The organism is Virgibacillus sp. Bac332 (assembly GCF_003667785.1).
Lineage (GTDB): Bacteria > Bacillota > Bacilli > Bacillales > Amphibacillaceae > Virgibacillus > Virgibacillus salarius.
In genome coordinates this window covers 2584897-2607874 of record NZ_CP033046.1, presented here as the reverse complement: position 1 = coordinate 2607874, position 22978 = coordinate 2584897, and the positions used below count along the sequence as shown (strand labels likewise).

At 36.3% G+C, this 22978-nt stretch carries 23 protein-coding genes and 1 pseudogene; 12 read left to right on the top strand and 12 right to left on the bottom strand.

The features are described 5' to 3' along the window. Window positions 1-208: 208 nt before the first annotated feature. The gene (gene mecA, locus D9782_RS12345) at window positions 209-889 is read right to left on the bottom strand and encodes an adaptor protein MecA (RefSeq protein WP_026680655.1); all 681 of its coding nucleotides are present in this window, start codon (window positions 887-889) and stop codon (window positions 209-211) included. Between the two features lie 392 nt (window positions 890-1281). After that, window positions 1282-1677: a transcriptional regulator SpxA gene (gene spxA / locus D9782_RS12340; protein ID WP_021292282.1), complete on the bottom strand. Its 396-nt coding sequence runs from the start codon at window positions 1675-1677 to the stop codon at window positions 1282-1284. Between the two features lie 380 nt (window positions 1678-2057). Here spxA and D9782_RS12335 point away from each other — a divergent pair, with 380 nt between their 5' ends. Continuing rightward, entirely contained in the window at window positions 2058-2399 is a 342-nt protein-coding gene (locus D9782_RS12335; RefSeq protein ID WP_121604884.1) for a P-II family nitrogen regulator, read from the top strand. Window positions 2400-2418: 19 nt separating this feature from the next. Continuing rightward, the gene (locus D9782_RS12330; protein ID WP_026680653.1) at window positions 2419-3789 is read left to right on the top strand and encodes an ammonium transporter; all 1371 of its coding nucleotides are present in this window, start codon (window positions 2419-2421) and stop codon (window positions 3787-3789) included. Window positions 3790-3930: 141 nt separating this feature from the next. Here the strand turns inward: D9782_RS12330 and D9782_RS12325 are convergent, their stop codons facing one another. After that, on the bottom strand, window positions 3931-4524 hold the full coding sequence (locus D9782_RS12325; protein WP_026680652.1) for a GNAT family N-acetyltransferase: 594 nt from the start codon (window positions 4522-4524) through the stop codon (window positions 3931-3933). Between the two features lie 243 nt (window positions 4525-4767). On the opposite strand from D9782_RS12325, the gene D9782_RS12320 reads away from it, so the two are divergent. Continuing rightward, a complete protein-coding gene (locus tag D9782_RS12320) occupies window positions 4768-5412 on the top strand; it encodes a helix-turn-helix domain-containing protein (RefSeq protein WP_121604883.1) in 645 nt (214 codons plus the stop codon). Continuing rightward, a pseudogene (locus D9782_RS12315) lies at window positions 5370-6242 on the top strand (IS3 family transposase); the annotation flags it as partial. The gene D9782_RS12320 and the pseudogene D9782_RS12315, both read left to right, overlap by 43 nt. A gap of 89 nt (window positions 6243-6331) precedes the next feature. Here the strand turns inward: D9782_RS12315 and D9782_RS12310 are convergent. Beyond that, the gene (locus tag D9782_RS12310; RefSeq protein WP_026680651.1) at window positions 6332-7534 is read right to left on the bottom strand and encodes a putative glycoside hydrolase; all 1203 of its coding nucleotides are present in this window, start codon (window positions 7532-7534) and stop codon (window positions 6332-6334) included. Window positions 7535-7746: 212 nt separating this feature from the next. Here D9782_RS12310 and panB point away from each other — a divergent pair, with 212 nt between their 5' ends. From panB to panD, 3 genes are read left to right on the top strand one after another with little or no spacing between them, the layout of a single operon-like run. Continuing rightward, entirely contained in the window at window positions 7747-8577 is an 831-nt protein-coding gene (panB, locus tag D9782_RS12305; protein WP_026680650.1) for a 3-methyl-2-oxobutanoate hydroxymethyltransferase, read from the top strand. A 12-nt stretch (window positions 8578-8589) separates the two neighbouring features. Further along, window positions 8590-9462 carry a pantoate--beta-alanine ligase gene (panC, locus tag D9782_RS12300; protein WP_121604882.1) on the top strand — a complete coding sequence of 291 codons (873 nt, stop codon included), beginning with the start codon at window positions 8590-8592 and terminating at the stop codon, window positions 9460-9462. A gap of 11 nt (window positions 9463-9473) precedes the next feature. Beyond that, a complete protein-coding gene (gene panD, locus D9782_RS12295) occupies window positions 9474-9863 on the top strand; it encodes an aspartate 1-decarboxylase (protein WP_026680648.1) in 390 nt (129 codons plus the stop codon). A gap of 203 nt (window positions 9864-10066) precedes the next feature. Here panD and D9782_RS12290 read toward each other — a convergent pair whose 3' ends face one another. Further along, entirely contained in the window at window positions 10067-11005 is a 939-nt protein-coding gene (locus D9782_RS12290) for a ketopantoate reductase family protein (protein WP_026680647.1), read from the bottom strand. Between the two features lie 483 nt (window positions 11006-11488). Between D9782_RS12290 and trpS the strand changes: the two genes are divergently transcribed. Next, window positions 11489-12484 carry a tryptophan--tRNA ligase gene (trpS, locus tag D9782_RS12285; protein ID WP_121604881.1) on the top strand — a complete coding sequence of 332 codons (996 nt, stop codon included), beginning with the start codon at window positions 11489-11491 and terminating at the stop codon, window positions 12482-12484. A 379-nt stretch (window positions 12485-12863) separates the two neighbouring features. Here the strand turns inward: trpS and D9782_RS12280 are convergent, their stop codons facing one another. The 6 genes from D9782_RS12280 to D9782_RS12255 all read right to left on the bottom strand — a co-directional run bounded on the left by D9782_RS12280 (window position 12864) and on the right by D9782_RS12255 (window position 18431). After that, on the bottom strand, window positions 12864-13625 hold the full coding sequence (locus tag D9782_RS12280; RefSeq protein WP_026680645.1) for a YjbA family protein: 762 nt from the start codon (window positions 13623-13625) through the stop codon (window positions 12864-12866). A 191-nt stretch (window positions 13626-13816) separates the two neighbouring features. Next, a complete protein-coding gene (locus D9782_RS12275; RefSeq protein ID WP_026680644.1) occupies window positions 13817-14035 on the bottom strand; it encodes a YuzI family membrane protein in 219 nt (72 codons plus the stop codon). Window positions 14036-14527: 492 nt separating this feature from the next. Beyond that, on the bottom strand, window positions 14528-15766 hold the full coding sequence (fabF, locus tag D9782_RS12270) for a beta-ketoacyl-ACP synthase II (protein WP_026680643.1): 1239 nt from the start codon (window positions 15764-15766) through the stop codon (window positions 14528-14530). Between the two features lie 27 nt (window positions 15767-15793). Continuing rightward, complete coding sequence (locus D9782_RS12265; protein WP_121604880.1) at window positions 15794-16735, bottom strand: beta-ketoacyl-ACP synthase III; 942 nt, start codon at window positions 16733-16735, stop codon at window positions 15794-15796. Between the two features lie 103 nt (window positions 16736-16838). After that, a complete protein-coding gene (locus D9782_RS12260; RefSeq protein ID WP_026680641.1) occupies window positions 16839-17801 on the bottom strand; it encodes a BMP family ABC transporter substrate-binding protein in 963 nt (320 codons plus the stop codon). 45 nt (window positions 17802-17846) lie between these two features. Next, window positions 17847-18431 carry a hypothetical protein gene (locus D9782_RS12255; protein ID WP_026680640.1) on the bottom strand — a complete coding sequence of 195 codons (585 nt, stop codon included), beginning with the start codon at window positions 18429-18431 and terminating at the stop codon, window positions 17847-17849. Between the two features lie 199 nt (window positions 18432-18630). Here D9782_RS12255 and D9782_RS12250 point away from each other — a divergent pair, with 199 nt between their 5' ends. Then, window positions 18631-18825, top strand: a complete 195-nt coding sequence (locus D9782_RS12250) for a DUF2929 family protein (RefSeq protein WP_026680639.1) — start codon at window positions 18631-18633, stop codon at window positions 18823-18825. Window positions 18826-19057: 232 nt separating this feature from the next. Here D9782_RS12250 and D9782_RS12245 read toward each other — a convergent pair whose 3' ends face one another. Then, complete coding sequence (locus D9782_RS12245; protein WP_026680638.1) at window positions 19058-19366, bottom strand: hypothetical protein; 309 nt, start codon at window positions 19364-19366, stop codon at window positions 19058-19060. Window positions 19367-19464: 98 nt separating this feature from the next. Between D9782_RS12245 and D9782_RS12240 the strand changes: the two genes are divergently transcribed. From D9782_RS12240 to D9782_RS12230, 3 genes are all read left to right on the top strand, one after another. Beyond that, window positions 19465-20286 carry an undecaprenyl-diphosphate phosphatase gene (locus D9782_RS12240; protein WP_121604879.1) on the top strand — a complete coding sequence of 274 codons (822 nt, stop codon included), beginning with the start codon at window positions 19465-19467 and terminating at the stop codon, window positions 20284-20286. 166 nt (window positions 20287-20452) lie between these two features. Then, window positions 20453-22123, top strand: coding sequence for an IS1182 family transposase (locus D9782_RS12235; RefSeq protein WP_121604878.1), 1671 nt, complete (start codon window positions 20453-20455; stop codon window positions 22121-22123). Window positions 22124-22155: 32 nt separating this feature from the next. Beyond that, window positions 22156-22848: a Crp/Fnr family transcriptional regulator gene (locus D9782_RS12230; protein WP_121604877.1), complete on the top strand. Its 693-nt coding sequence runs from the start codon at window positions 22156-22158 to the stop codon at window positions 22846-22848. The last annotated feature ends 130 nt before the right edge of the window (window positions 22849-22978 follow it).

Sequence of the window (22978 nt, the reverse complement as noted above, 5' to 3'; positions counted from 1 at the left end):
GGGATTAGCGCGAGCCGAAAATCCACTTTGCAACGTGTTCTTCTTTGCAAAGTTAGTTGAGGCCGTGCCCGCGGAAAGCGAAATAATTAGTCCGAGCATTGCCAATATACATCTAACATTTCAAAATAACTACTTGGCTTAACGCAGTCATTGCACTGATTTTATACTTTCTTAACTTATAAAAAAAGCACTCCTTTTCAAGGAGTGTCTATACTTGTACAGGGAAATGGGATCGAACTTTATTAAACGTATCTTCTTCAAAGATTTTCTTCCCGTATTCCTCAAGTACATGTATGGTAATATCTGAATCATCTGCAAACTCAAAAACTTTACTAATAATATCTTCTTGCTGTTTTTCATCAAGCTCTTCCTCAGAAAACTCCATATATAGATAATACTTATTGTTATAATGGTAAAGTGTTTCCATCGTACCTTCCTGTAGGTCATCAAGATAATGGCTTAGCTGTATTACATCTTCAAAGTCGACAAAATCAGCAATGATCCATAGCTTATCATCATCTTCTTCATCTAATGGTTCTTCATGCTTACCAAATTTATCTTCTAACATATTTTCGATTTTTTTATCGACTGGAAAATCAACTGTATTACCATCTTCTGTCTGAAGCTCAATATTGTCTCCATTTTTAGAAATTTGAGCTTTAGTTACAATAATTTCCAATCCTTTTTCCAAAGCCTGTACCTGTATCCATAACGGACCGTCAACATTAAAGTCCTCTTTATAATTGACTTCATCCATCATTTGCCAAAAAAGCTGTTCACTTCTTTCACGATTATACCAGATTTCTTCTCTCTCAAATCCGCGATCCTCAATATCAATATATGAAATGTAAAATTTCACTGTATTCTCGTTAATTCTTTCAATTTCCATTTTCATTTCTCCCCCTTCTTTTTTAGGTAGGTGGAAGAACAGCTTCACCAAATAACTTAATATTGTAGATTTACCCTAATGCCTTGATTTCTAATCTTTACGATCAGCTCATGCTTCCAACATGTGAGTGATGCCAAACTTCCTACAAACAAAATGTTTGTAAATGAAATAAAAGGTTTTCTATACTTATTGTATGATAGTAGCAAACATATTGGAAACATATATGCCTATATAATTAGTAACATATTTTAACCTATATTTAAAGTTTTGTCATCCTCGTTTTTGTGACGAAACCGTAACAATTAACCTGTCTACTTTGCAGGATTACAAGATAGCGATAAAAAAACGCAGATCGTAATTAATGATCTGCGTTTTTTAATATGTTAAATTGGTTAATTAACCATTCGTTGCGCCTCACGTAACTGAAAAGTACGAACCGTTCTTGGTAAGAAGCGGCGAATCTCATCTTCATTATATCCAACTTGCAGACGCTTTTCATCCAAAATAATCGGTCTACGTAAAAGACCCGGATTTTGTTGAATTAAATTAAAAAGATCCTTCATTGGTAATTGATCAATATTGACATCCAATTTTTGAAAAACCTTTGATCGAGTTGAAATGATCTCATCAGTGCCATCTTCCGTCATACGTAAAATTTCCTTTATTTCATCCAGTGTTAGTGGTTCGGAAAATATATTACGCTCCGTGAACGGGATATCATGTTCTTCCAACCATGCTTTTGCTTTTCTGCAAGATGTACAACTTGGTGAGGTATAAAGTGTAACCATTAAAACTTCACTCCTCATTCTAAAATGGGTTTAGTCATTCCATAAACATTTAACACTTATCAAATTAAAATAAGTTTAAATAACCCTATATGTAAATTATACTACAATTGTCAAGCGAAAGGTAGAGGATATTCAAGAAAAAATTGAGCTTTTTTTAGATGTTTACGAAATGTAATTTAATCATTCACTTGTAAGTTACCCTTAATCATTTTTAATTAAACATCTTATTTGAAAAAATTTCTTAAAAACCAATTGCAAATGCTCGTTTCGTAATTTTCTAAATAATTATATAAAATTACTTGATTTTAATTAGTATACCTATTATGATAATTTACATAACTTATAATGTAAGGTTTTCTTACACGAAAGGAGTGAGTGCATTGAAAAAAATTGAGGCAATTATCCGTCCAGAAAAGTTTCAATTACTTCGTAAAGCATTATCTGCAGCAGGTATTGGAGGCTTAACAGTTACAGAGGCTGCTGGAACAGGTAAGCAGAAAGGACAAAAGGGAGTATTCCGAGGTACAACCTTTCAACTACAACTACTAGCTAAAATTAAAGTGGAGACGGTTGTAGAAGAACAACGATTAGATGAAATACTTACTATTATTATCAAAAATTGTAGCACTGGTAATATTGGAGACGGAAAGATCTTTGTTTCGCCTGTTGAAGAAACGATCCGGATTAGAACAGGAGAAAGAGGGAAAGAAGCTGTTATGTAATTTAAAAGGAGGATGAAGCATGTTTAGAAAAAGTTTATTCTTGTTTTTCGTTATTTCCCTCATTGCATCTCCTGTATATGCTGCACCAACTACTACCTCTCTTGAGTTATCCATTAACTTGGTTTGGATTATGCTTGGTGCGTTCCTAGTATTCTTTATGCATGCAGGGTTTGCGATGGTGGAGTCAGGTTTTACTAGAGCAAAAAATTCCCTCAATATTCTTATGAAAAACTTCTTGACAATTAGCATTTCGACCATTCTCTTTTTTATTGTCGGCTTTGGTATTATGTTTGGTACTTCTGGAGGTTCATTCATAGGCACAGATAGTTTCTTATTACATGACGTTGAAGACGTTGGCTTCTTCGTATTTCAAGCAATGTTCATAGCTACCTGTGCCACGATTATTTCTGGTGCTGTTGCTGAACGAATGAAACTAAGCAGTTATGTTCTCATCGTGATAGCGATGACTGCATTTGTCTATCCTGTTGTCGGTCACTGGGTTTGGCAAGGTGATGGCTGGCTTACCGATTTAGGATTCAGTGATTTTGCAGGATCGACAGTAGTACATGTAACCGGCGCAGTAGGTGCTCTCACCGCTGTATTGCACTTAGGCCCACGTATTGGAAAATACTCAGGGAAAAGAGTAAATGTTATTCAAGGACATAACATTCCTATCGGCGCACTCGGTGTCTTTATCCTTTGGCTTGGTTGGTTTGGTTTTAATGGAGGTAGTACACTTACTGCCGACCCTTCGCTTGTACCTATGGTTATAGGCACTACGTTGCTATCAACTTCGGCAGCACTTGTATCGACTGCCGTATATACAAAATTACGCTTTAAGCGTATCGATGCCTCATTGTCCCTAAACGGTGTACTAGGTGGTTTAGTCGGCATTACCGCTGGATGTGCAGAGATTTCACTTGGTGGATCAATAATAGTTGGCCTTATTTCTGGCATCATACTTGTAGAAGGGATTCACTGGTTAGATGCCAAACTACGTATTGATGATCCCGTTGGCGCTATTACTGTACATGGTCTTTGTGGAATTTGGGGTACATTAGCTATCGGTTTATTTTCAACGTCGACTGGTTTGTTCTATGGTTATGGAACAACGCAATTTTGGATTCAAACGATAGGAGTTATAGCAGTTATCGCATGGACAATGATAACATTAGGAGCATTCTTATTCATTGTGAAACAATTCTCATCTATCCGAGTTTCTGAGGAAGAAGAATTAGCCGGATTAGACTTCACGGAACATGGATCAAATGCATATGAATTAAAGGAATCGCTTATTTCTGAAAATGACGAATCGATTGGTTATAACTTAGGTCTAGCTGATCGTTTAAATAATCTATCTATGGGGAATGCGAAACATAAATCAACTTAGTTCAAATGATACAGAAATAAACACTCTCACTCATTAATCTATAAAATAAAAACCTGTGTTTCGTATTAATTCGGACGGACTATATTTTAGCCTAAGTAAAAAACTCCCTGCTTATTGTTGAATAAGCAGGGAGTTTTTTACTTAGGCTTTCTCTGTTGTTTTTAAATTCTCCATAATATTTCCAGAAGAACGATTTTCATCATACGTCAACACTTCATCCACAGGCTGATAAGACTGACCGTAAATTTCTTCATCTTTATACGTATGAATATCTTCATACATTTTTTTCATCTGTTCATAAATAAAGTCTTCGGAATCATCATTAGGTGACCAATAAAGTATTTCCATAGGGGTAGCTTCATTAGTGGCTAATGAACGGCGACTATAGCCGATAGATTGGGCATGGGTAAACCCTTCCCTGTGGTAAAAATGGAGTCTTTTTTCTGTATCTGAATCTTCATAATCTACAGGTTCTACTTCCAGAATAATTGGTTTATTCTTGGCCTTTAATTTTTCGATTAAGGAATGACCAATCCCTTGTCCTCTTGTTTTTGCGGATACCCATAGATAATCGATGAATAAAAACGTATCGAATTCAGCGTACATTAAAACATGCTGATTACTTTCGTCTTTATAATAGACATCTCCTTTTTCCTCTAAGAGCATTTCCATGTGTTCTCTTGATTTCATCTCTTCTACAGGAAAATACTTGTTCAACTTTTCATACCAGTTCATTGATCTACTCCTTATTTTTTAGTAGTCGTATTAAGTATAACGAAAATGTAATGATTTGTTAAATCGTTTCATAATTTTGTGTTATTATAGCTTGCCCATTCTACACTAAATCATGTAAAAAACAGAGGCTGGGACAAAACACAACTTCTTTACTCAAAATACGAATAATCATGTTATCAATAGGAGGATCTTCGGACGCGTGCTGTTCCCGCCGGAGTCTCGCTTGTTTCAGGTGCTAAATGAATGATTCTGATCAAAAAAAGAACGATAAGGTACCGACCCCCTGAAGTTAGAGTAAAAAATCTAATTTCAGGGGGTGTTTTTGTGGCTAAATATAGTGAAGAATTTAAAGGGAAGGTTGTCACCGAGTATATAGATGGAAATCTTTCATATCGTTCCTTAGCCAAAAAATATCATATGAGTAGCTCTACACCAATATATGAATGGGTGAAAAACTATGAGCGTCACGGTATGGCGGGACTAAAACGAAGAAATACAAAGAAGGAGTATTCTGTTCAATTTAAATTAGATGCGATACAATTTATGTTAGAGACAGGTGCTTCTTATACAGAAACTGCTGTTCAATTTAAGTTGAGCACTTCGTCCATTGTTAAACTCTGGATGAAAAAATTTCGCAAACAAGGTAAGGAAGGCCTGGAATTAAAACAAAAGGGGCGTCCTTCTATGTCTAAAAAACCCATGAAACAGAAGAAGCAGAAAGCAAAAAAGAGAACACGTGAAGAAGTGTTAGAACGTGAGAATGAGCTACTAAGGCTAGAGAATGCCTACTTAAAAAAGCTAAAAGCTTTTCGGGAGAATCCGAATGCCTTCTACGAAAAGCACAGGCAAAGGTGGCATTCGAACTCAAAGAAGAAGGATTCCGATTAAAAGATATTTTTCCTATTGTGGGTATTCCTGAAGCAACCTATCACTATCATGTGAAAAATTTTAGAAGAGAAGATTCGGACACAGTATTAAAAGAAATCATTACAGATTTATTTAAAAAGTTCCATGAACGTTATGGCTATAAACGTATTACAGGAGAACTAAAGAAATTAGGATATGTTATCAACCATAAAAAAGTGTATCGCATTATGCGAGAATTGGGATTAAAATGTGTGAAATTTATGCGGAAATCCCGTAAATACAATTCCTATAAGGGGAACGTTGGAAAAGTGGCGAAAAACCGATTGTCTCGCCGTTTTAACACATCTATTCCACTTCAAAAGTTAGTAACAGACATAACGGAATTCAAATGTCTAGGCGAAGAGAAGTTATATTTAAATCCGATTCTTGACCTTTATAACGGAGAAATTATTACGTATGACATCAAAAAACGCCCAACATTAAACCTTGTCATGACCCCTTTAAAAGAATTAATAGAGATACTGAAGAGTCGGGCAATCTACCGCACTACGATCCACTCCGATCAAGGCTGGCATTACCAACACAATCAGTGGGTGCGGACACTAAAAGAAAATAAAATATTCCAAAGCATGTCGCGCAAAGCCACCTGTGCAGACAATGCACCAATGGAGAATTTCTTTGGCATTTTAAAACAAGAAATGTATTATGGTGAAAAATTAGTACGCTATGAAGAATTAAAAAGTCGGATTGAAGAATATATCTACTGGTATAATCATGAACGAATAAAGGAAAAATTGGCTGGGCTGAGTCCAGTTGAGTACCGAACGCAATCCAGCCAATCAGCTGCATAGTATAAACTCTAACTTTTGGGGGTAACCACCTAATCGTTCGTCTTTTATTGTTTCTTCATTCTTTTGTCTCAGCTTCTGTTTCACTTTTGTTATTTACCTAATTTATAATCTACGTTTTCTGTATAGGAATTACCAGCATTCCACAGCAGAAACTCATTGATACCATTTTCATACAATGCTTTGATTTGTGCCTCTACTTCTGCTTTTCCATATTGCTTTGTAGCACCACTATATAACCAAGGAGCCTCAAAATCCTGTATCCACGGTCTAGAAATAGGAGCATCGTCTAATTTCCCTAAAACTTTATTTTCCACTTTCGCATACTCATTTACTAATTTATACGGCTCTGTATCAGGCTTTTCTATTCCAAAATAAGAAGACCAGTGACTAGGATAGATCATGGAAGAAATTATATCCACATTCTCCGCGATTTTCGAGAAGTTTTGTCCAATTCCCGGCGTTTCCTCAATAGTTGCTGCATAACCAAATATGTCTACAGATACATCCACATCGTAATTATTGAGCTCTTCTTTTGCATAGTGAACAAAATCCGTTACTGCCTTTACACGTTTTTTAATATTATTCATGTCAAGATCTTCATAATCTCCTAATGAATACTCCAGTTCTTTATCTCGATGTTCAAAACCTTCTGGAAAACGAACATAATCAAATTGGATTTCTTGGAAGCCCATTGATGCTGCCATTTTTCCAATTTCTACATTGTACTCCCATACTTCTTTTTGGAAAGGACTAACAAATGCCTCACCTTTACCATTGACCCATACTTTACCATTTTTAGTAAAAGATAAATCTGGGCGTTTTTTTGCTAATACGGAATCTTTAAATACAACAACTCTAGCAATCGGATAAATCCCTTTTTCTTCAAGAACCTTCATCATTTTTTTGGGATTATCAATGTAATCCTTCGCAATTTCCTCATATGGAGATCCTTTTTCCGGGGTAAAAGTTAAATTTCCATTATCCTCTTTCACATCAATAACCATTGTATTTAAATCCGTACGATCCACTAGCTCCACAAGGGAATCGAAACGACTGCCTCCAGCTGAATTTCCAGTAACATATATCCCACGTACCGCGTCGGGATATTCAAAATCATAGCCTGAAGTATGTACAAATCGCTTCAATGTTTTATTCGCTTTTAATGGTTTAATATTAATTTGCCTCTCCTGATGAGCAGTCACTTTTTGTGCTTCCTCTCCACTCACAATTACTGGAATACTTAGCAATATAATCCCAAGAAAAGCGATGATGATGTTTTTATTTTTCTTCATAAGCTATCAATCCCCAACTATGTAATATGAATCTAGTATAAAGGAAAATTTGTCAATTTTGAACGAAAAAAACTAGATTCTGCAGAAAAAATTCCACTTGATTTATTCTTTTCCCTGTTTATTGTATAATTAACTTCATTGCAATTGAAAGTCAAATTCTACATATGAATATACATACATACTAAACTTGTCTGAAAAGGGGGAAATATTTAATGCTAAGTGTACTAGATTTCAAAAAAATGAAAGCGAATCAAGACAAAATTACAATGGTCACTTCCTATGATTACCCATCGGCAAAACAGGCAGAACAGGCTGGTATTGATACCATACTCGTCGGTGATTCGTTAGGTATGGTTGTACTAGGTTATTCATCAACTGTTGAGGTGAAGGTCAATGATATGATCCACCATGCTAAAGCAGTCAAGCGCGGTGCACCGAATACATTTACTGTTGTTGACATGCCATTTATGTCGTATCATATATCTTTAGAAGATTCGCTACGTAATGCCACAAAGCTTTTTCAAGAAACTAATGCGCAAAGCCTTAAAATTGAGGGTGCTTCTCTAGAAATACTTCATTTCATGGAACGATTAACAGAATCTGGTATACCAGTCATCGCCCATTTAGGCTTAACTCCCCAATCCGTAAATGTGTTAGGCGGATTTAAAGTACAAGGTAAGGATAAAGCTGCTGCCAAACAGCTGCTGGAAGATGCAAAACAAGTAGCTGAACACGGTGCAGTTGCTCTTGTTTTAGAATGCGTTCCAAGGGAGCTAGCAGAAATAATAACAGCTACAGTAGATATTCCAACCATCGGCATAGGTGCAGGTCCAGAATGTGATGGTCAAGTTCTTGTTTACCATGATATTATGAAATATGGTATTGAGCGTCTGCCAAAATTTGTGAAGCCCTATACTGACTTTAATACAGAAGGAATAAATGCACTGAAATCTTACATTTCAGAAGTAAAACAGGTATCCTTCCCGGCTGATGAACAATCCTTCCATATTAAAGATAAAGATTATTTGCCTATTAGTGAGTAAGGAGATATTTATATGCAAGTCATACGTTCCGTAAATACAATGAGTGAGATTATTCAAAAATACCATTTACAACATAAACAAATTGGATTCGTTGCTACAATGGGTTTTTTACACGAAGGACATTTACAACTCATGAAGGAAGCAAAAAAGGAGAACGCAATTGTTGTAGCTAGTATATTTGTCAATCCGCTACAGTTTGGCCCAAATGAAGATTTTGAAAAATACCCTAGAGATGAACAATCTGATACATTACTTGCTGAAAAAACTGGTGTTGATGTCTTATTTATACCAACTGTAAAAGAAATGTATCCACATGCGATGCTCATTCATATGAGTATCAGGGAGAGAGTAAATGTATTATGCGGCCATTCTCGCCCTGGACATTTCGATGGCGTATTAACCGTGTTAACAAAGCTGTTCCACATTATTCGTCCAACTAAGGTTTATTTTGGATTGAAGGATGCACAGCAAGTTGCTGTAGTTGATGCATTAATTCAAGACTTAAATTTTCCAATGGAGTTAATTGGATTACCTACGGTTCGAGAAAAAGACGGCTTAGCTAAGAGCAGTCGTAATGTAAATTTAAAAGAACATGAGAGAAGAGAAGCTGTATGGATATATAAAGGGTTACTAGCTGGTCAACAGCTTCTTCTTAAAGGTGAAGGAAATCCAGCCCTTATTATAAAAGAAGTAACTCAAACAGTGGAAAAACATATTTCAGGAAAGATTGACTATATTAAATTATTAAGTTATCCCGCATTAAAACCTGTTTCCACCATTAATCAGCAGGTAATTCTTGCAGCGGCAGTTTACTTTGATGAAGCTAGATTAATCGATAATTTAATTTTACATCCGAATGGAAAAATTATTAACCGCTATAACTAGGAGGAAATCGTATGTTTCGTACTATGATGAAAAGTAAAATTCATAGAGCCCGGGTAACAGAGGCAAATTTAAATTATGTTGGCAGTGTGACTATTGATCAAGATATTTTGGATAAAGTAAATATCCTTCCACATGAAAAGGTACAAATTGTCAATAATAATAACGGGGCACGACTTGAAACATATGTTATACCTGGTGAAAGAGGATCAAGAGTTGTCTGTCTAAACGGAGCAGCAGCTAGACTCGTACAGAAGGAAGATGTTGTTATTATTGTTTCCTATGCACTAATCTCAAACGAAGAACTGGCTGCACATCGCCCGCTTGTGGCTATTATGAATGAAAATAATGAAATTAGAGAAATCCTTGAACAGGAGCCTCCATTAACAACAATAGAATCATAGACATATTGGTGATTGGGACAAAAGTGTTTTAGCCAGATAATAAACAGCTGGTGAGCCTTCTCGTGCTGATGCACTTGTAAGACTCACCAATAATTTCCCCAGAGATCTACGTAAATGTCCGGAGATAGTATAGTATGTTGTTCGTCTTTAGAAACCATTTAGTTATGCCCTGCCCGCTTTATCTTTCGACTAAAATAAGGTTCTTATAAGCGTTGCTCATAGCTGTTTTCAATCATATAAACTAGTTTCAGAATCATTTCATTGTATGGAGTAGCCATGTTGTGTTTCTTTCCCTCCTTAACAATTGCTCCATTAATTACTTCAACTTCCGTTTTTCTTTTGTTTAGAACATCTGTTAACATAGATGATGTATTTTTGCCGATCTCTTCTATTCCTAAACGGATACATTCATTTATTGGATCATCATACAATAACAGAATCCCTTTTCGTTCTGCAATTTGCACAGCCTCAGTTACCAGCTTTGCAACTAGTTCCTTCCCCTCATCTGTCCGTATTGCCTCCCCATTTGTTAATCGTGTAACGGCTGTTAATCCATTATAGGCTACATTAACGATTAATTTACTCCAAATGACAGATTGAACATTCTCAGATACATGTGTCTTGATTCCCCCTGCAGAGAAGAGAGAGGCAATTTGTTCAAGTAATTGCTTGTGCTTTTCTGGTACGGTAGATCCGATAAATGTACTCCCCCAAGCACGTTGCTCCACTACACCAGGTTTTACTATTCCAGCGCCGGTACTAGTTCCACCTACAACTACGTTACGTGACGGACTTAGCTTTTGTATCTTTTCCATATTTCCAACACCATTTTGCAACGTGAGAATTGGTGTAGTACGTGAAAGGAATGGTAAAACGTTTGATAATACAGATTCTGTAGCAAATGCTTTAACAAATAAAAGGATAAGGTCATAATCATTGTTTAAATCAGCAGCATTTGTTTTTACCATAAGATCAATTGTAGCAAGATTTCCGTCTTGTTCGACAATCTGTAACCCAGTCTTTTGTATTGCCTTTATATGGCTATTTGGCCTATTTAATAATGTGATATCTACACCATGTTGCTTTAACTTGCCTGCAAATAAACTTCCCATCGCCCCTGAACCTACGATTAGTACTTTCATAATTGAACCCCTTTCCATGCGTTTCTTTCATTTCTCGGCATCTTAGAGTAATTGCACTTTTATGCTGAGGATACACGAATGCTAAAACACTAAAAAATATATATAATATCACGCTTAGTTTGCTAGTAAAGCAGAGCTAGTGTAACTTGATTTTACCATGTCTTATCATATATAATAATGTAAATTAATAAGTTAAAGCGATGATAAAGATATAGTACAATGTCCCGCTAGCAAAAATTATGGGGTTTTTCGTTTGTTTCATTGGAGCATTATCCTAAAACACCATGTAACAGAGAGCTTGTGGTTGGTGGAAACAAGCGCTATGGATGATTGGAAATGGGCTTTAGAGCTTATATGTTGAAAGTGATCTTACATTAATAATGTAAGATAATAAGGGTGGCACCGCGGTTCAATCGTCCCTATTTTTAGGGATAATTGGACCTTTTTATATGGCCCAAAATTGAAATGGAGTGAAGAATTATTATGCAAACAATATTCTCTGGTATTCAACCAAGTGGTACACTAACGTTAGGAAATTATTTAGGAGCTTTAAAACATTTTACAAAACTACAAGACGATCATGACTGCTACTTTTGTATTGTAGATGAACATGCTATTACAGTTCCTCAAGACCGCTTAAAATTAAGATATAATATTCGCTCACTTGCAGCATTATACCTTGCATCTGGGATTGATCCTGACAAGTCAACCCTATTTATTCAGTCTGAAGTGCCCGCACATACACAGCTAGGTTGGATCTTACAATCCATTAGCTATATGGGTGAATTAGAGCGTATGACGCAATTCAAAGATAAATCAAAAGGAAAAGAAGCTGTATCCTCTGGTTTATTAACGTACCCTTCGCTAATGGCTGCTGACATTTTACTATACAATACACATATTGTTCCTGTTGGCGATGATCAAAAACAACACTTAGAATTAACCAGAGATCTAGCCCATCGTTTCAATAATCGATATAATGATATTTTTACAATACCTGAAGTAAGCATTCCTAAAGTCGGTGCGAGAATTATGTCATTACAAGATCCTTTGAAAAAAATGAGTAAATCCGATTCCAATGAAAAAGGTTTTATTTCCATGCTTGATGAACCAAATAAAATTGAGAAGAAAATTAAAAGTGCCGTCACGGATTCTGATGGTGTTGTTAAATATGATAAAGAGAACAAGGCAGGTGTATCAAACCTTCTTACCATACATTCCATTTGTTCAGGAGAATCCATCCAAGAATTGGAAGCTAAATATGAAGGAAAGGGATATGGTGAATTCAAACAAGGTACTGCCGACGCTGTCATTGAAGTACTAAAACCAATTCAGGATAAATATAATGCTTTAATTAACTCAGATGAGCTAGATCAGATTTTAGACAATGGGGCTGAAAAAGCATCCATCACTGCGAATCGTACAGTAGCGAAAGCAAAGAAAGCAATAGGTTTAGGAAGAGTAAAAAAGAAAAAATAATGCTATACAAAACGTAAAGACTGCAAATAAAGTGAAGCTTCCATCCGTAGGTGGTTTCCCCCACGGACTGTTCGAACCACAAGGGTATGACTCAAAGGCCTTTGAACCAATCGGACATTTACTGGCAGTCGATTCACACACTTAATAATAGTGGTTTCACAGATTGCTTGGAGCGGGGCTTACTCTTACTGCCAGTTATATATGGGAACAACATTTTACGCTTTCATCTTCCACTTCAAAAAATGAACAATAAAGGCTCCAAACTATGAACCAGATATAGCTTTATATACACGGTTATAATTCGGAGCCTTTATTAAATTTCTTTTTGCCTCGCCCTCTCCTATTTAAAATAGGTAGGCAGCCTATCCTCCCATAAGAATTACTGCTGTTTGGATGTATTCTGTTCTTGACCGTTTTCTATTTCCCACATTTTCTCTAAAAATGGTTGCCCTTTTATCAGCTTTCCACACAAGTCCTCATGCCTAGAGCTCCAGCCTTCCCTAACTCCATTATATAAAGCTGTCCAAACCTTCTCTTCATCCATGAAGCGGATATAAGGGTAGTTCTTGGGATCCCATTCCGTCAACCAATATCGTAATTCCTCTAAATTATTCGCCGTACGTAATTGGTCTAAACCCATCATTAATAATTGCTTCAACTGTCTCTCTCTTCTAGTTAATCCAAAGACAAGCTCAGGTGGCATGGAAAGCATATGGTACTCCTTTTGATAAAATTTATTATCAAACTTAAATGATTGAGGTTTGGTGTTTTTTATCATGTCATACACCAATTGCTCCTGTCTCGGAATTAGTCTACTTTTACGAACAGGAATTTTATAACTAATCGTATCAAAAGCTACAATATCGTTTCCATCTGTTACAATACAAGCATAGTCTAATACGGTTCGCTCCTGTCCTTTTCTCATATATGCGCGTTTGTAAATTGCATCTAGCAAGGCTTTTGGCAAATCATGCATGTCATTTTCAATATAGTTATACAAATCCTTTGTTATGTATAGCAGTGGCACTTGATCTAGCAACTCGATGCCATCTTCTTTACGCCATTCTTGAAAATAACAAACATTATAACCGTTCTCTTCTCCTTCAAACCAATTCACCCATACATCATGCATATATAACATAAAACAACCCTCACTTTATTAACTGAACTTAACATACATTATGACCATCATTTAGAAAAATATTCTAAGTGACCCATTTTTAAATGAGGATATTTTAAGGTAAATCCGATCCATTGTGATGAATCATTTCATTGGCTAATAACGCTCCGTTGCTAATAATCCATACAAATATAATTGTTTTTTAAAGTCCCCTAAGATCCGCGATTAGTATTATTTGGAAATCGAGCCAGCACAATTGCCATGATAATAATTCCTATTGGAAGAAAATAACACTCCATTCTACTAGCAATAAACGTGAAGTATTCTCCCCATGAAAGTCCAGCTGGTAGGAAGTTCATGTAAGCAATTATCGTTACTCCACCCATCACCGAAAAACCAAAACCCATTAGAAAGATAAACACATACCCCATTGCTTTTCGCCTACCTTGTCCACTTTTTAATAGAATATGCTTGTCTTATAAAAGAAATGAAAAAAATGTACAAGTCACAAATAAAGTAAAACTTCGATCCGTGGGGTTTTGTTTATTCTCCACAGATGCTAGTACCACAAGGGTTTGACCTAAAGGACTTTGAACCAATCAGACATTTACTGGCAGTCGATCCCCCACTTCCCCATAATTGTTTCACTTTTATTGCTTGAAGTGGCAGTCGTTGTTCTTCTATGAATAAAAGTGCAAGCGTCCGAATAGAAACGTAGTGACTGGAGCGAGTCAACGGAGATAAGGAATCACAGTGAGCTTACGAGCCGATGAATGAATTAGATTAGGGCGATTCGTGAAGATCGCTTCGTTTCTGCGGGAGACGCCGCTCAGCACGCGCCTATTTATCTACATGGGCTAATTTTATAATTTCCTAGACAATAAAAAAGCCGACCCCCATGTAATCGGATCGACTTTGATTTCCTATTCATATTTTTTAAATACTAATGCAACATTATGACCACCAAAACCTAGTGAGTTGCTCAATACAACATTTACATCCTGCTTTCTAGCTTCGTTTGGGACATAATCCAAATCGCATTCTGGATCTGGAGTTTCATAGTTAATTGTCGGTGGAATAATTCCATCTACAATGGATTTTACAGCAATAACCGACTCAATTCCTCCAGCAGCTCCAAGTAAATGTCCTGTCATTGATTTTGTTGAAGAAATTGCTACTTTATCAGCATGTTCCTTTAATACAGCCTTAATTGCTGCTGTTTCATATTTATCATTAAGATCTGTACCCGTACCATGAGCATTTATATAATCTACTTCCTGAGCAGAAATCGACGCATCATCCAATGCATGCTGCATTGCTCGGGCTGCACCTTCTCCACTTTCTGCAGGTGCTGTTATATGATAAGCATCACCAGTCGCACCATAACCAACAATTTCAGCATAAATATGTGCCCCACGGGATAATGCCGTTTCAAGGTCTTCAAGAATCAATATACCTGAACCTTCACCCATTATAAACCCATCTCTATTTTTATCGAATGGTCTGCTTGCCTTTTCTGGGTCTTCGTTTGTAGACAAAGCCTTGGCAGATGAAAAACCAGCAAAAGCCATATTTGATATTGGTGCTTCTGTTCCACCGGTTATTATATAATCTGCATCTCCACGCTGAATAGCCTTAAAAGCATCACCAATAGAGTTTGCGCCAGATGCACAAGCAGTTACTGTACAGGAATTAATTCCTTTAGCACCTAATTGAATCGACACTTGGCCAGCTGCCATATCCGGAATCATCATCGGCACAAAGAACGGACTAACCCGTTTTGGACCTTTTTCCAATAGCTTCTTATGCTGATCTTCCCATGTCTGCATTCCACCAATACCGGAGCCAATCCACACACCTACCCGATTTTCATTACTTTCATCTATCGTTAGGTTTGCGTCCTCGACTGCCATTTTAGATGCTACAACTGCATATTGTGTAAATAAGTCCATTTTACGGACATCTCTTTTTTCTATATACTTTGTTGGCTCAAAATCCTTAACCTCTGCAGCTACCTTTGCTGCATAAAGATCTTTATCTACTCTTGTAACATAGTCAATACCTGATTTCCCGTTAATAAGATTTTCCCACATCGTATTTACATCATTACCAACAGGACTAATAGCTCCTACACCAGTTATAACTACTCTTCTTTGCTCCATACGATTGACCTCCTACATCATATACATTTATCTGCCCCAGCGTAATGCCAAAGCTCCCCACGTTAATCCACCACCAAAGCCTACTAAAACGATCAAATCATCATCGTTTATTTTACCATCTTTAATTGATTCTGATAAAGCAATAGGGATGGATGCTGCGGAATTATTCCCATATTTCTTCACTGTTTTCGCCATCTTATCTTCGGATATACCAAGTCTTTCTCTAGCAGCATCCATAATACGAATATTTGCTTGATGTGGAATTAAGTAATCAACATCCTCTTCGTTATGACCTGCTGCTTTAATTACATTTACAGAGGACTCTGGCATTTGTCTAACAGCAAACTTAAACACTTCACGACCATTCATAAAGATATAGCCGCTATCTTTGTCTTGATATAATTCCTTCCCACCAGCACCATTAGATCCTAGTTCAAAGGATAGAATACCTCTTCCTTGCGAAACAGGTCCCATTACTGCGGCACCTGCACCATCACCAAAGAGCACACAAGTACTTCGATCTTTCCAGTCTGTTACTTTCGAAAGTTTTTCCACCCCAACTACTAGTACATGTTTGTACGTATTTGTATCGATAAATTGTTTGGCTGTAACCATTCCATACATAAATCCAGAACAGGCAGCACTTATATCCATAGCAGCAGCATTTGTTGCTCCTAATCTTTCTTGAATTATACATGCTACAGAGGGGAAGGGTGTATCTGGTGTCACGGTAGCAACTAATATTAAATCAATATCTTCTGGTGTCATGTCTGCATTCTCTAGGGCGTCTATTGCGGAATAATAGGCCATATCTGACGTATCTATATCATCTCCTGCAATTCTTCGCTCTTCAATTCCTGTTCTTGTGCGGATCCATTCGTCATTTGTCTCCACTATTTTTTCCATATCTTTATTTGTCACGATCTTTTCTGGAACATAGTGACCTGTACCTAAAACACCAACATCCATATTTCCATCTCCTTAAACATAATGTTATTATCTATTATTATGACTTGGTACTAATTTTAATGTATTTTACCCTAATTTGCAAGTTAGCTTCATGGTTGTCACATTACTGCTCATGAGGTAGTAATCCTGTTTCCGTATAGGCATCAACCATTTGTTTCAGTTGCTTCTGGATGGCAATTGGAACATCTGAGCTAAATGGGGCTAACGATATCGCATCATCTTGAAAGTCGAATGTTTTTATATCGCCTTCAAGCTCCCCATCATTAAATTGTTCTGCAGCATAATGATACAGCTTGTCCACATGTTGAATCGTACTCGTTAATACCGTTTTTCTACCAACTGCGGATTGATCGGTCACATAACCAATTGCATAATTACCGTCCTGCTTTGCTCGCTCTATAATTTCAGCACTATAAGCATCACCCGTTGGATAAAACACATCTGTTCCTTCGTGCTTCATCGTTTGATAAATTTGCGTTGCCGTTTGCGTATCGTTCCAATCATTTAAAAATTCAAGTTGTACAGCTGCTTGAGGATTTTGATATTTTACACCTTCAAAAAATCCTTCTATCTCTGGTTGCCATTCGTAAGCAGCAACTATCCCTACTTTATCTGTCTCTGTCATAGCCCCTGACAAAACACCAGCAAAAAAACCCATTGCATGTGCATTAAAGTTAAAACTGGTTACATTATCAGAAAAATATCCACCATTAAAATAAACAAAATGTAAGTCAGGATAATTTTTTGCTATATCTGTAAAGTATTTCCCATAAATACTACTGTGTCCAAAAACAAGATTTACTCCATGCTGTACAAACTCATCTACTGCTTTAATTACTTCTGCCTCTGTTTTAATATTTTCTTTATAATAGACATCGGTATCAAACGTTTCACCTATTTCATTTAACCCTTGATATCCCTTTTCAGCCCATACTTGGTCACTAATGGAAGTTTCCAATAGCATTCCAACATTTTGCATTTTCCCTTGACCCACATTGGAACTACAACCAGTTACAATAATAACTGCAAATATTAGTAAAATTACTAGCAATCCAAACTTCTGCAATTGTGGGCACTCCAATCTATATGCATTTTTTATTACCCAACATACCTAATAGATTTCCTTATTCAAATGATAATGCTCTAATACATGATCTAATTTTTCTTCTATAGGTATATTGTCACGAAGATAAGCTGATTTTTCAAGTTTTATTTGCTTATTTTCTTTATTTTCACCTTTTTTATTATCTTTTTCCAGCCAATCCATAAATGCATGCATGAAATCCTTAATATAGACAGCCTCTGTAAGGAAATATGTTGAATTAAACGGAATGAAGAGTTGATTACGATACATTCCATTCTCAGTCATAGGCATCCATTCACCAAAAAGTAAGGGAGCTTTAATAAAAAAATCATTCGCATGTAAATGATCAGGAGCTACTGAATGAATTACTACAGATAGATCTGCTGATACTTCTTCTACCCTTTTCATAGAACCTACATGAATCTTTGTATCATAGTGTTTTTTATTTGCACTTTGATAAAACGAAAAATTACTATTTCTTCCATAATAAAGGCTTAGTGAATCATTTAGCTGCTCATTTACTAATCCATCGACTTCCCAACCTTTTTCCAATAGATCATTGACAATATGATAACCTATCCAATGATTACAATTTATAACTAAACAAGTCATAAATAATTCTCCTCCCCCTTTGAACCGTCAATTGGAACTAAACATTTATGTAGTTCCTCTTACATAAAAGTAAGCGGGATGATATACCTAATTAACAATGGCAGCAATAACCTAAAGAAATACTTTTTTTTTCCTATCGGTTTTGGTAAACTAATTAAAGATGAAGTAGAGATAATTGCAAAAAGCTGAGGTGTATAAAATGCGTTATATTGCAACAATTGTTTGGGCACTTCTAATCAGTAGTGTGCTTTCTTATGTTTTATCAAGCATGGGTGGCGATAAATTTGACGTCATGGGTACAATCGTACTTGCTGTTACTATGTTTATAGCCATTACCATATTGGGTGATAGTGTGTTAACTGATGATCAAACAGAAGCTAATCATGAAAATTAATGTGATTAGCATGTTCTTTAGCAACTATGCATAGCTGCCATTCGGTAGATGGAATACGAAAACAGGTGAATTGATCTTATATTTCGATAGTAAATCTGTAAGTGAGAGGAATAACCTGTGTATGCCCGGATAAACCCTTGCCTTCTCTGCACAGTGGGCAAGGGTTTTACTATGTTCTATCCTAGGAATTAGTACGTGTAGACATTTCGCTGCTATGCGAACATTTGTAGTCTTAGTACCATGGCAGAATACTTAATGCAGCAATCGCAGCTAATGGCAAAATTAATCTTCTGAAACGTGGTGGTGGATACCCATAACCAGGATACCCATATCCGAATTGTCTTTGATGGGAGGGTGCCTGATGCTGAGACATCATATTTTGTTGTTCATGACCTTCTAAAGGTACTGCAATGTAAACTGATTCCTGATCTAGTCCCGTGATAATACCATCAATACTGGAACCATCTGCTAATTCAATAAGCACATAAGCATGCATATGATCTTTGCACACATCGTATATATGTTGATAATTATTATTCATTTTTATCTACCTCCTCACCACCTAGCCTATTCATTAGCCTATGGGTTGGTGACTATAAGTGATAAAAATAAATAATACATTAAGAGGAGGAACATTTCATGGAAACACTAACCGAACTTGGGACATTAATAAAATATGTAATTCTAGGATTATTTCAAGGATTTACAGAACCAATTCCAATTTCATCAAGCGGGCACTTAGTCATTTTACGAGAACTTTTTGGTATAGAAATCAAAGGTCTTTCCTTTGAAATACTTGTTAATTTTGGTTCATTACTGGCTGTTCTTGTTATCTTCCGCAAAGATATTATTCGCCTAATTGTAAATGGCTGGCGTTATCTTAGTAAAAAAGAAGAAACAGCAAAGGCGGATTTTCAGTTTATTTTATTTCTAATCATTGCTACGATTCCTACAGGAATTTTAGGACTATTATTCGAGGATTATATTAGTGAGAAACTAAGTTTCCCTGTAGTTGTCGGCTACACATTGTTAATTACGGGAGCAGCATTATGGGTTATTCGAAACCTTAGAGGGAAGAAAAATGATGGTGATCTAACTGTAAAGGACGCATTAATTGTAGGGGCTGCCCAAGCAGTATCACTCATTCCAGGGATTAGTCGTTCAGGTGCTACGATTGTAGCAGCGATGTTAGTTGGTATGAAACAAGAGACTGCATTACGATTCTCGTTTCTACTATACATTCCTGTTAGCTTAGGGATAACGGTATTAAAGTTACCAAAAATAGTTACTAGCCCAGAGTTTAGCGCATTAATGATTCCGAACATATTAGCATTTCTTGCTTCAATCATCGCTTCGTATTTTGCTTTAAAATGGTTTATTAATATTATGGCCAAAGGAAACCTGAAATACTTTGCATTTTATTGCTTTATTGTAGGTATCCTTGTTATTATTTTCTTGTAACATAATTATTTTCTTCAAGGGGCTGGGACAAAACCCAGTAAAATAAAAAGTGGTACTCGCCAATAATTTGGTAAGTACCACTTTTTTTGAGATTTATGTACGCAAAAGGGATACCTTCTGGTAAAGTTAAAGTAATCACACCCAAACAGAACCGGAGGTATCCCTTATGTTTAAACATTATACCATGAATCAAGTCGTTTTGCCTTTAGATTTTGAAATGAAATTACAAGAAAATGATATCGCCTATGCGGTTAACCATATTGTAGAACATATCCCAGAAGAATCATTTGTGGGATTTTTGCGCGAAACAGGTTGTCCTGCATACCATCCTCGAATGATGATGAAGATTATCTTATGTGCCTATACCCAATCTGTTTTTTCTGGCAGAAAAATAGAAGGCTTACTTAAAGATAGTGTACGGATGATGTGGCTAGCACAGGGTTATGAGCCGAGCTATCGTACCATCAATCGATTCCGTGTTCATCCCGAAGTAAAAGAGTTACTACGCCAATGTTTTGTCCTATTTCGCTGTCAACTTGTTGAAGAGAAGGCAATTGAAGAAGAGGCCATTTTTATTGACGGCACGAAATTAGAAGCGAATGCCAATAAGTTCACTTTTGTATGGAAAAAATCCATTGAAAAATACAGCTCCGATTTAGTAGAGAAGTCGAATCAAATGTATGAGGAGCTACTGGAAAAAGAAATTATCCCCGAAATAGAAAGAGAAAGTTCTGATGAAATTTCAACGGAAGAACTCAATGAAGTAGTAAAAAAACTAGATGAAAAAGTGAAGAAATACGATCAAGAAATCGAGGAAAGTGAAAAAGCAAAAGATCGCAAACAACTCCGTTCTATGCGAAAAGAACCCAAGCAATACCGTAAACAATTCCAAGACTATGTAATTCGTAAACAGAAATATCAAAATGATATGGAGATCTTTGGCAACCGCAATAGTTATTCTAAGACGGATCATGATGCCACTTTTATGAGAATGAAAGATGACTATATGAAAAATGGCCAACTTAAGGCGGGTTATAATGTACAAATTGCGACCGAAGGCCAGTACACATTAGCTTATGATGTATTTCCAAATCCTACGGATACTCGCACGTTTATTCCTTTCCTCAAGAATATTGAAGAAAGGTACTTCAAGTTACCCAAGTATATTGTCGCTGACGCCGGTTATGGTAGTGAACAAAATTATAGTGAGGTATTACATCGAAATAGAACTCCACTCATTACGTATAATTCCTATCGGATGGAAAAGAAAAAGAAATATAAAGAAAATCCTTTTTATGTGTCAAACTGGGACTATGATTCAGACAGCGACTTCTTTACTTGCCCAAACGGAAAGAAGGTACCTTTTCAATATCTATCGAATCGAACAGATAAAGCCGGATTTAAACGAACCTTTCGTGTCTATGAATGTGAAGATTGTTCGGGATGTCCATTACGCGTTCATTGTACCAAAGCAAAAGGAAATCGTAAGATTTTCTATAATGCCCATTGGGAACAGCAAAAAGCATATATAAGAGAGCAGCTTTCAAAAGAAGAAACGGGAGAAATCTATGGAAAACGTAAAATAGATGTAGAACCTGTCTTCGGATTTTTGAAGGCTAATTTGCGTTTCACTCGTATGTCAGTGAGAGGCAAATCGAAAGTGGAAAATGAATTAGGATTCGCCTTTATGGCGGTGAATTTAAGAAAGTACACCGCCTTCAGGCAAAATACAAGCCTAAATTATAACAAAAAAGATTCCAGCTATCATTTTTTGATAACTGGAATCTTTTTTAACTTCATAAGGGCTAGTTATGTCCCAGCCCCTTCTATTTTTTAACGGATGATCTTCATGGATTGGAGGAGCTTTATATGAGTACTGCAAATGGATTTTCTCAGAGCCTAACACAGTTACTAAATAATCCTGATTATTATCAAGAATTCCGAGCAGGAGACTATGTATTTCATGAAGCCGATCTAGCAACAGAACTATATATCATCCAATCGGGGAAAGTCGAAGTTGGTAAAACCTCTCCTGATGGTAAAGAGCTTTCCTTACGCTTATGTTCTACTGGAGACGTGATCGGTGAATTAAATATAGGTTTAGAAAGTAACTTCTTCTTATTACATGCTAAGGCTCTAGAATATACGAAAGCGGCTGTTTTTACTACCTCACGACTAAAACCAGAATTACAAAAAGACGGTAAGCTGGCAATTGATTTTATCAATTTAATGAATAACGCATTACGGAGAGATCAAACTAAATTCAGAGATTTAGTCATGTTTGGAAAGCGTGGTGCCCTCTACTCAACATTAATTAGATTATCAAATAGCTATGGGCTCAAGCAGGAACAAGCTATCTTCATTAACATAGCTCTTACGAATCAAGAGCTAGCTAATTTCTGCGGTACAACAAGAGAAAGTGTTAGTCGTTTACTAAACGAGTTAAAGCGCAAAGGGATTCTAACTATTTGCAAAGGATACATTACTATTCATAATTTACAATACCTTAAAAATGCCATTAATTGCGAAGAATGCCCTGTTCACTTATGTACTATTCATTAATACGCGGAATGCCAACGAAAAAGCAGTCCGCCCTTTTAACTCATAATAACTGTAATTGACTGTACTTCTCCTAGCCTATTACACACTTCAATCCGTTATAACTTATTGTCATCCAGCTTTATTATTCATA

What these genes read in the sequence shown, in the direction of transcription:
- mecA (WP_026680655.1), bottom strand. Translation starts at nt 889, where the DNA reads ATGGAAATTGAAAGAATTAACGAGAATACAGTGAAATTTTACATTTCA.
- spxA (WP_021292282.1), bottom strand. Translation starts at nt 1,677, where the DNA reads ATGGTTACACTTTATACCTCACCAAGTTGTACATCTTGCAGAAAAGCA.
- D9782_RS12330 (WP_026680653.1), top strand. Translation starts at nt 2,419, where the DNA reads ATGTTTAGAAAAAGTTTATTCTTGTTTTTCGTTATTTCCCTCATTGCA.
- D9782_RS12325 (WP_026680652.1), bottom strand. Translation starts at nt 4,524, where the DNA reads ATGAACTGGTATGAAAAGTTGAACAAGTATTTTCCTGTAGAAGAGATG.
- D9782_RS12320 (WP_121604883.1), top strand. Translation starts at nt 4,768, where the DNA reads ATGATTCTGATCAAAAAAAGAACGATAAGGTACCGACCCCCTGAAGTT.
- D9782_RS12310 (WP_026680651.1), bottom strand. Translation starts at nt 7,534, where the DNA reads ATGAAGAAAAATAAAAACATCATCATCGCTTTTCTTGGGATTATATTG.
- panB (WP_026680650.1), top strand. Translation starts at nt 7,747, where the DNA reads ATGCTAAGTGTACTAGATTTCAAAAAAATGAAAGCGAATCAAGACAAA.
- panC (WP_121604882.1), top strand. Translation starts at nt 8,590, where the DNA reads ATGCAAGTCATACGTTCCGTAAATACAATGAGTGAGATTATTCAAAAA.
- panD (WP_026680648.1), top strand. Translation starts at nt 9,474, where the DNA reads ATGTTTCGTACTATGATGAAAAGTAAAATTCATAGAGCCCGGGTAACA.
- D9782_RS12290 (WP_026680647.1), bottom strand. Translation starts at nt 11,005, where the DNA reads ATGAAAGTACTAATCGTAGGTTCAGGGGCGATGGGAAGTTTATTTGCA.
- trpS (WP_121604881.1), top strand. Translation starts at nt 11,489, where the DNA reads ATGCAAACAATATTCTCTGGTATTCAACCAAGTGGTACACTAACGTTA.
- D9782_RS12280 (WP_026680645.1), bottom strand. Translation starts at nt 13,625, where the DNA reads ATGTTATATATGCATGATGTATGGGTGAATTGGTTTGAAGGAGAAGAG.
- D9782_RS12275 (WP_026680644.1), bottom strand. Translation starts at nt 14,035, where the DNA reads ATGGGGTATGTGTTTATCTTTCTAATGGGTTTTGGTTTTTCGGTGATG.
- fabF (WP_026680643.1), bottom strand. Translation starts at nt 15,766, where the DNA reads ATGGAGCAAAGAAGAGTAGTTATAACTGGTGTAGGAGCTATTAGTCCT.
- D9782_RS12265 (WP_121604880.1), bottom strand. Translation starts at nt 16,735, where the DNA reads ATGGATGTTGGTGTTTTAGGTACAGGTCACTATGTTCCAGAAAAGATC.
- D9782_RS12255 (WP_026680640.1), bottom strand. Translation starts at nt 18,431, where the DNA reads ATGACTTGTTTAGTTATAAATTGTAATCATTGGATAGGTTATCATATT.
- D9782_RS12250 (WP_026680639.1), top strand. Translation starts at nt 18,631, where the DNA reads ATGCGTTATATTGCAACAATTGTTTGGGCACTTCTAATCAGTAGTGTG.
- D9782_RS12245 (WP_026680638.1), bottom strand. Translation starts at nt 19,366, where the DNA reads ATGAATAATAATTATCAACATATATACGATGTGTGCAAAGATCATATG.
- D9782_RS12240 (WP_121604879.1), top strand. Translation starts at nt 19,465, where the DNA reads ATGGAAACACTAACCGAACTTGGGACATTAATAAAATATGTAATTCTA.
- D9782_RS12235 (WP_121604878.1), top strand. Translation starts at nt 20,453, where the DNA reads ATGTTTAAACATTATACCATGAATCAAGTCGTTTTGCCTTTAGATTTT.
- D9782_RS12230 (WP_121604877.1), top strand. Translation starts at nt 22,156, where the DNA reads ATGAGTACTGCAAATGGATTTTCTCAGAGCCTAACACAGTTACTAAAT.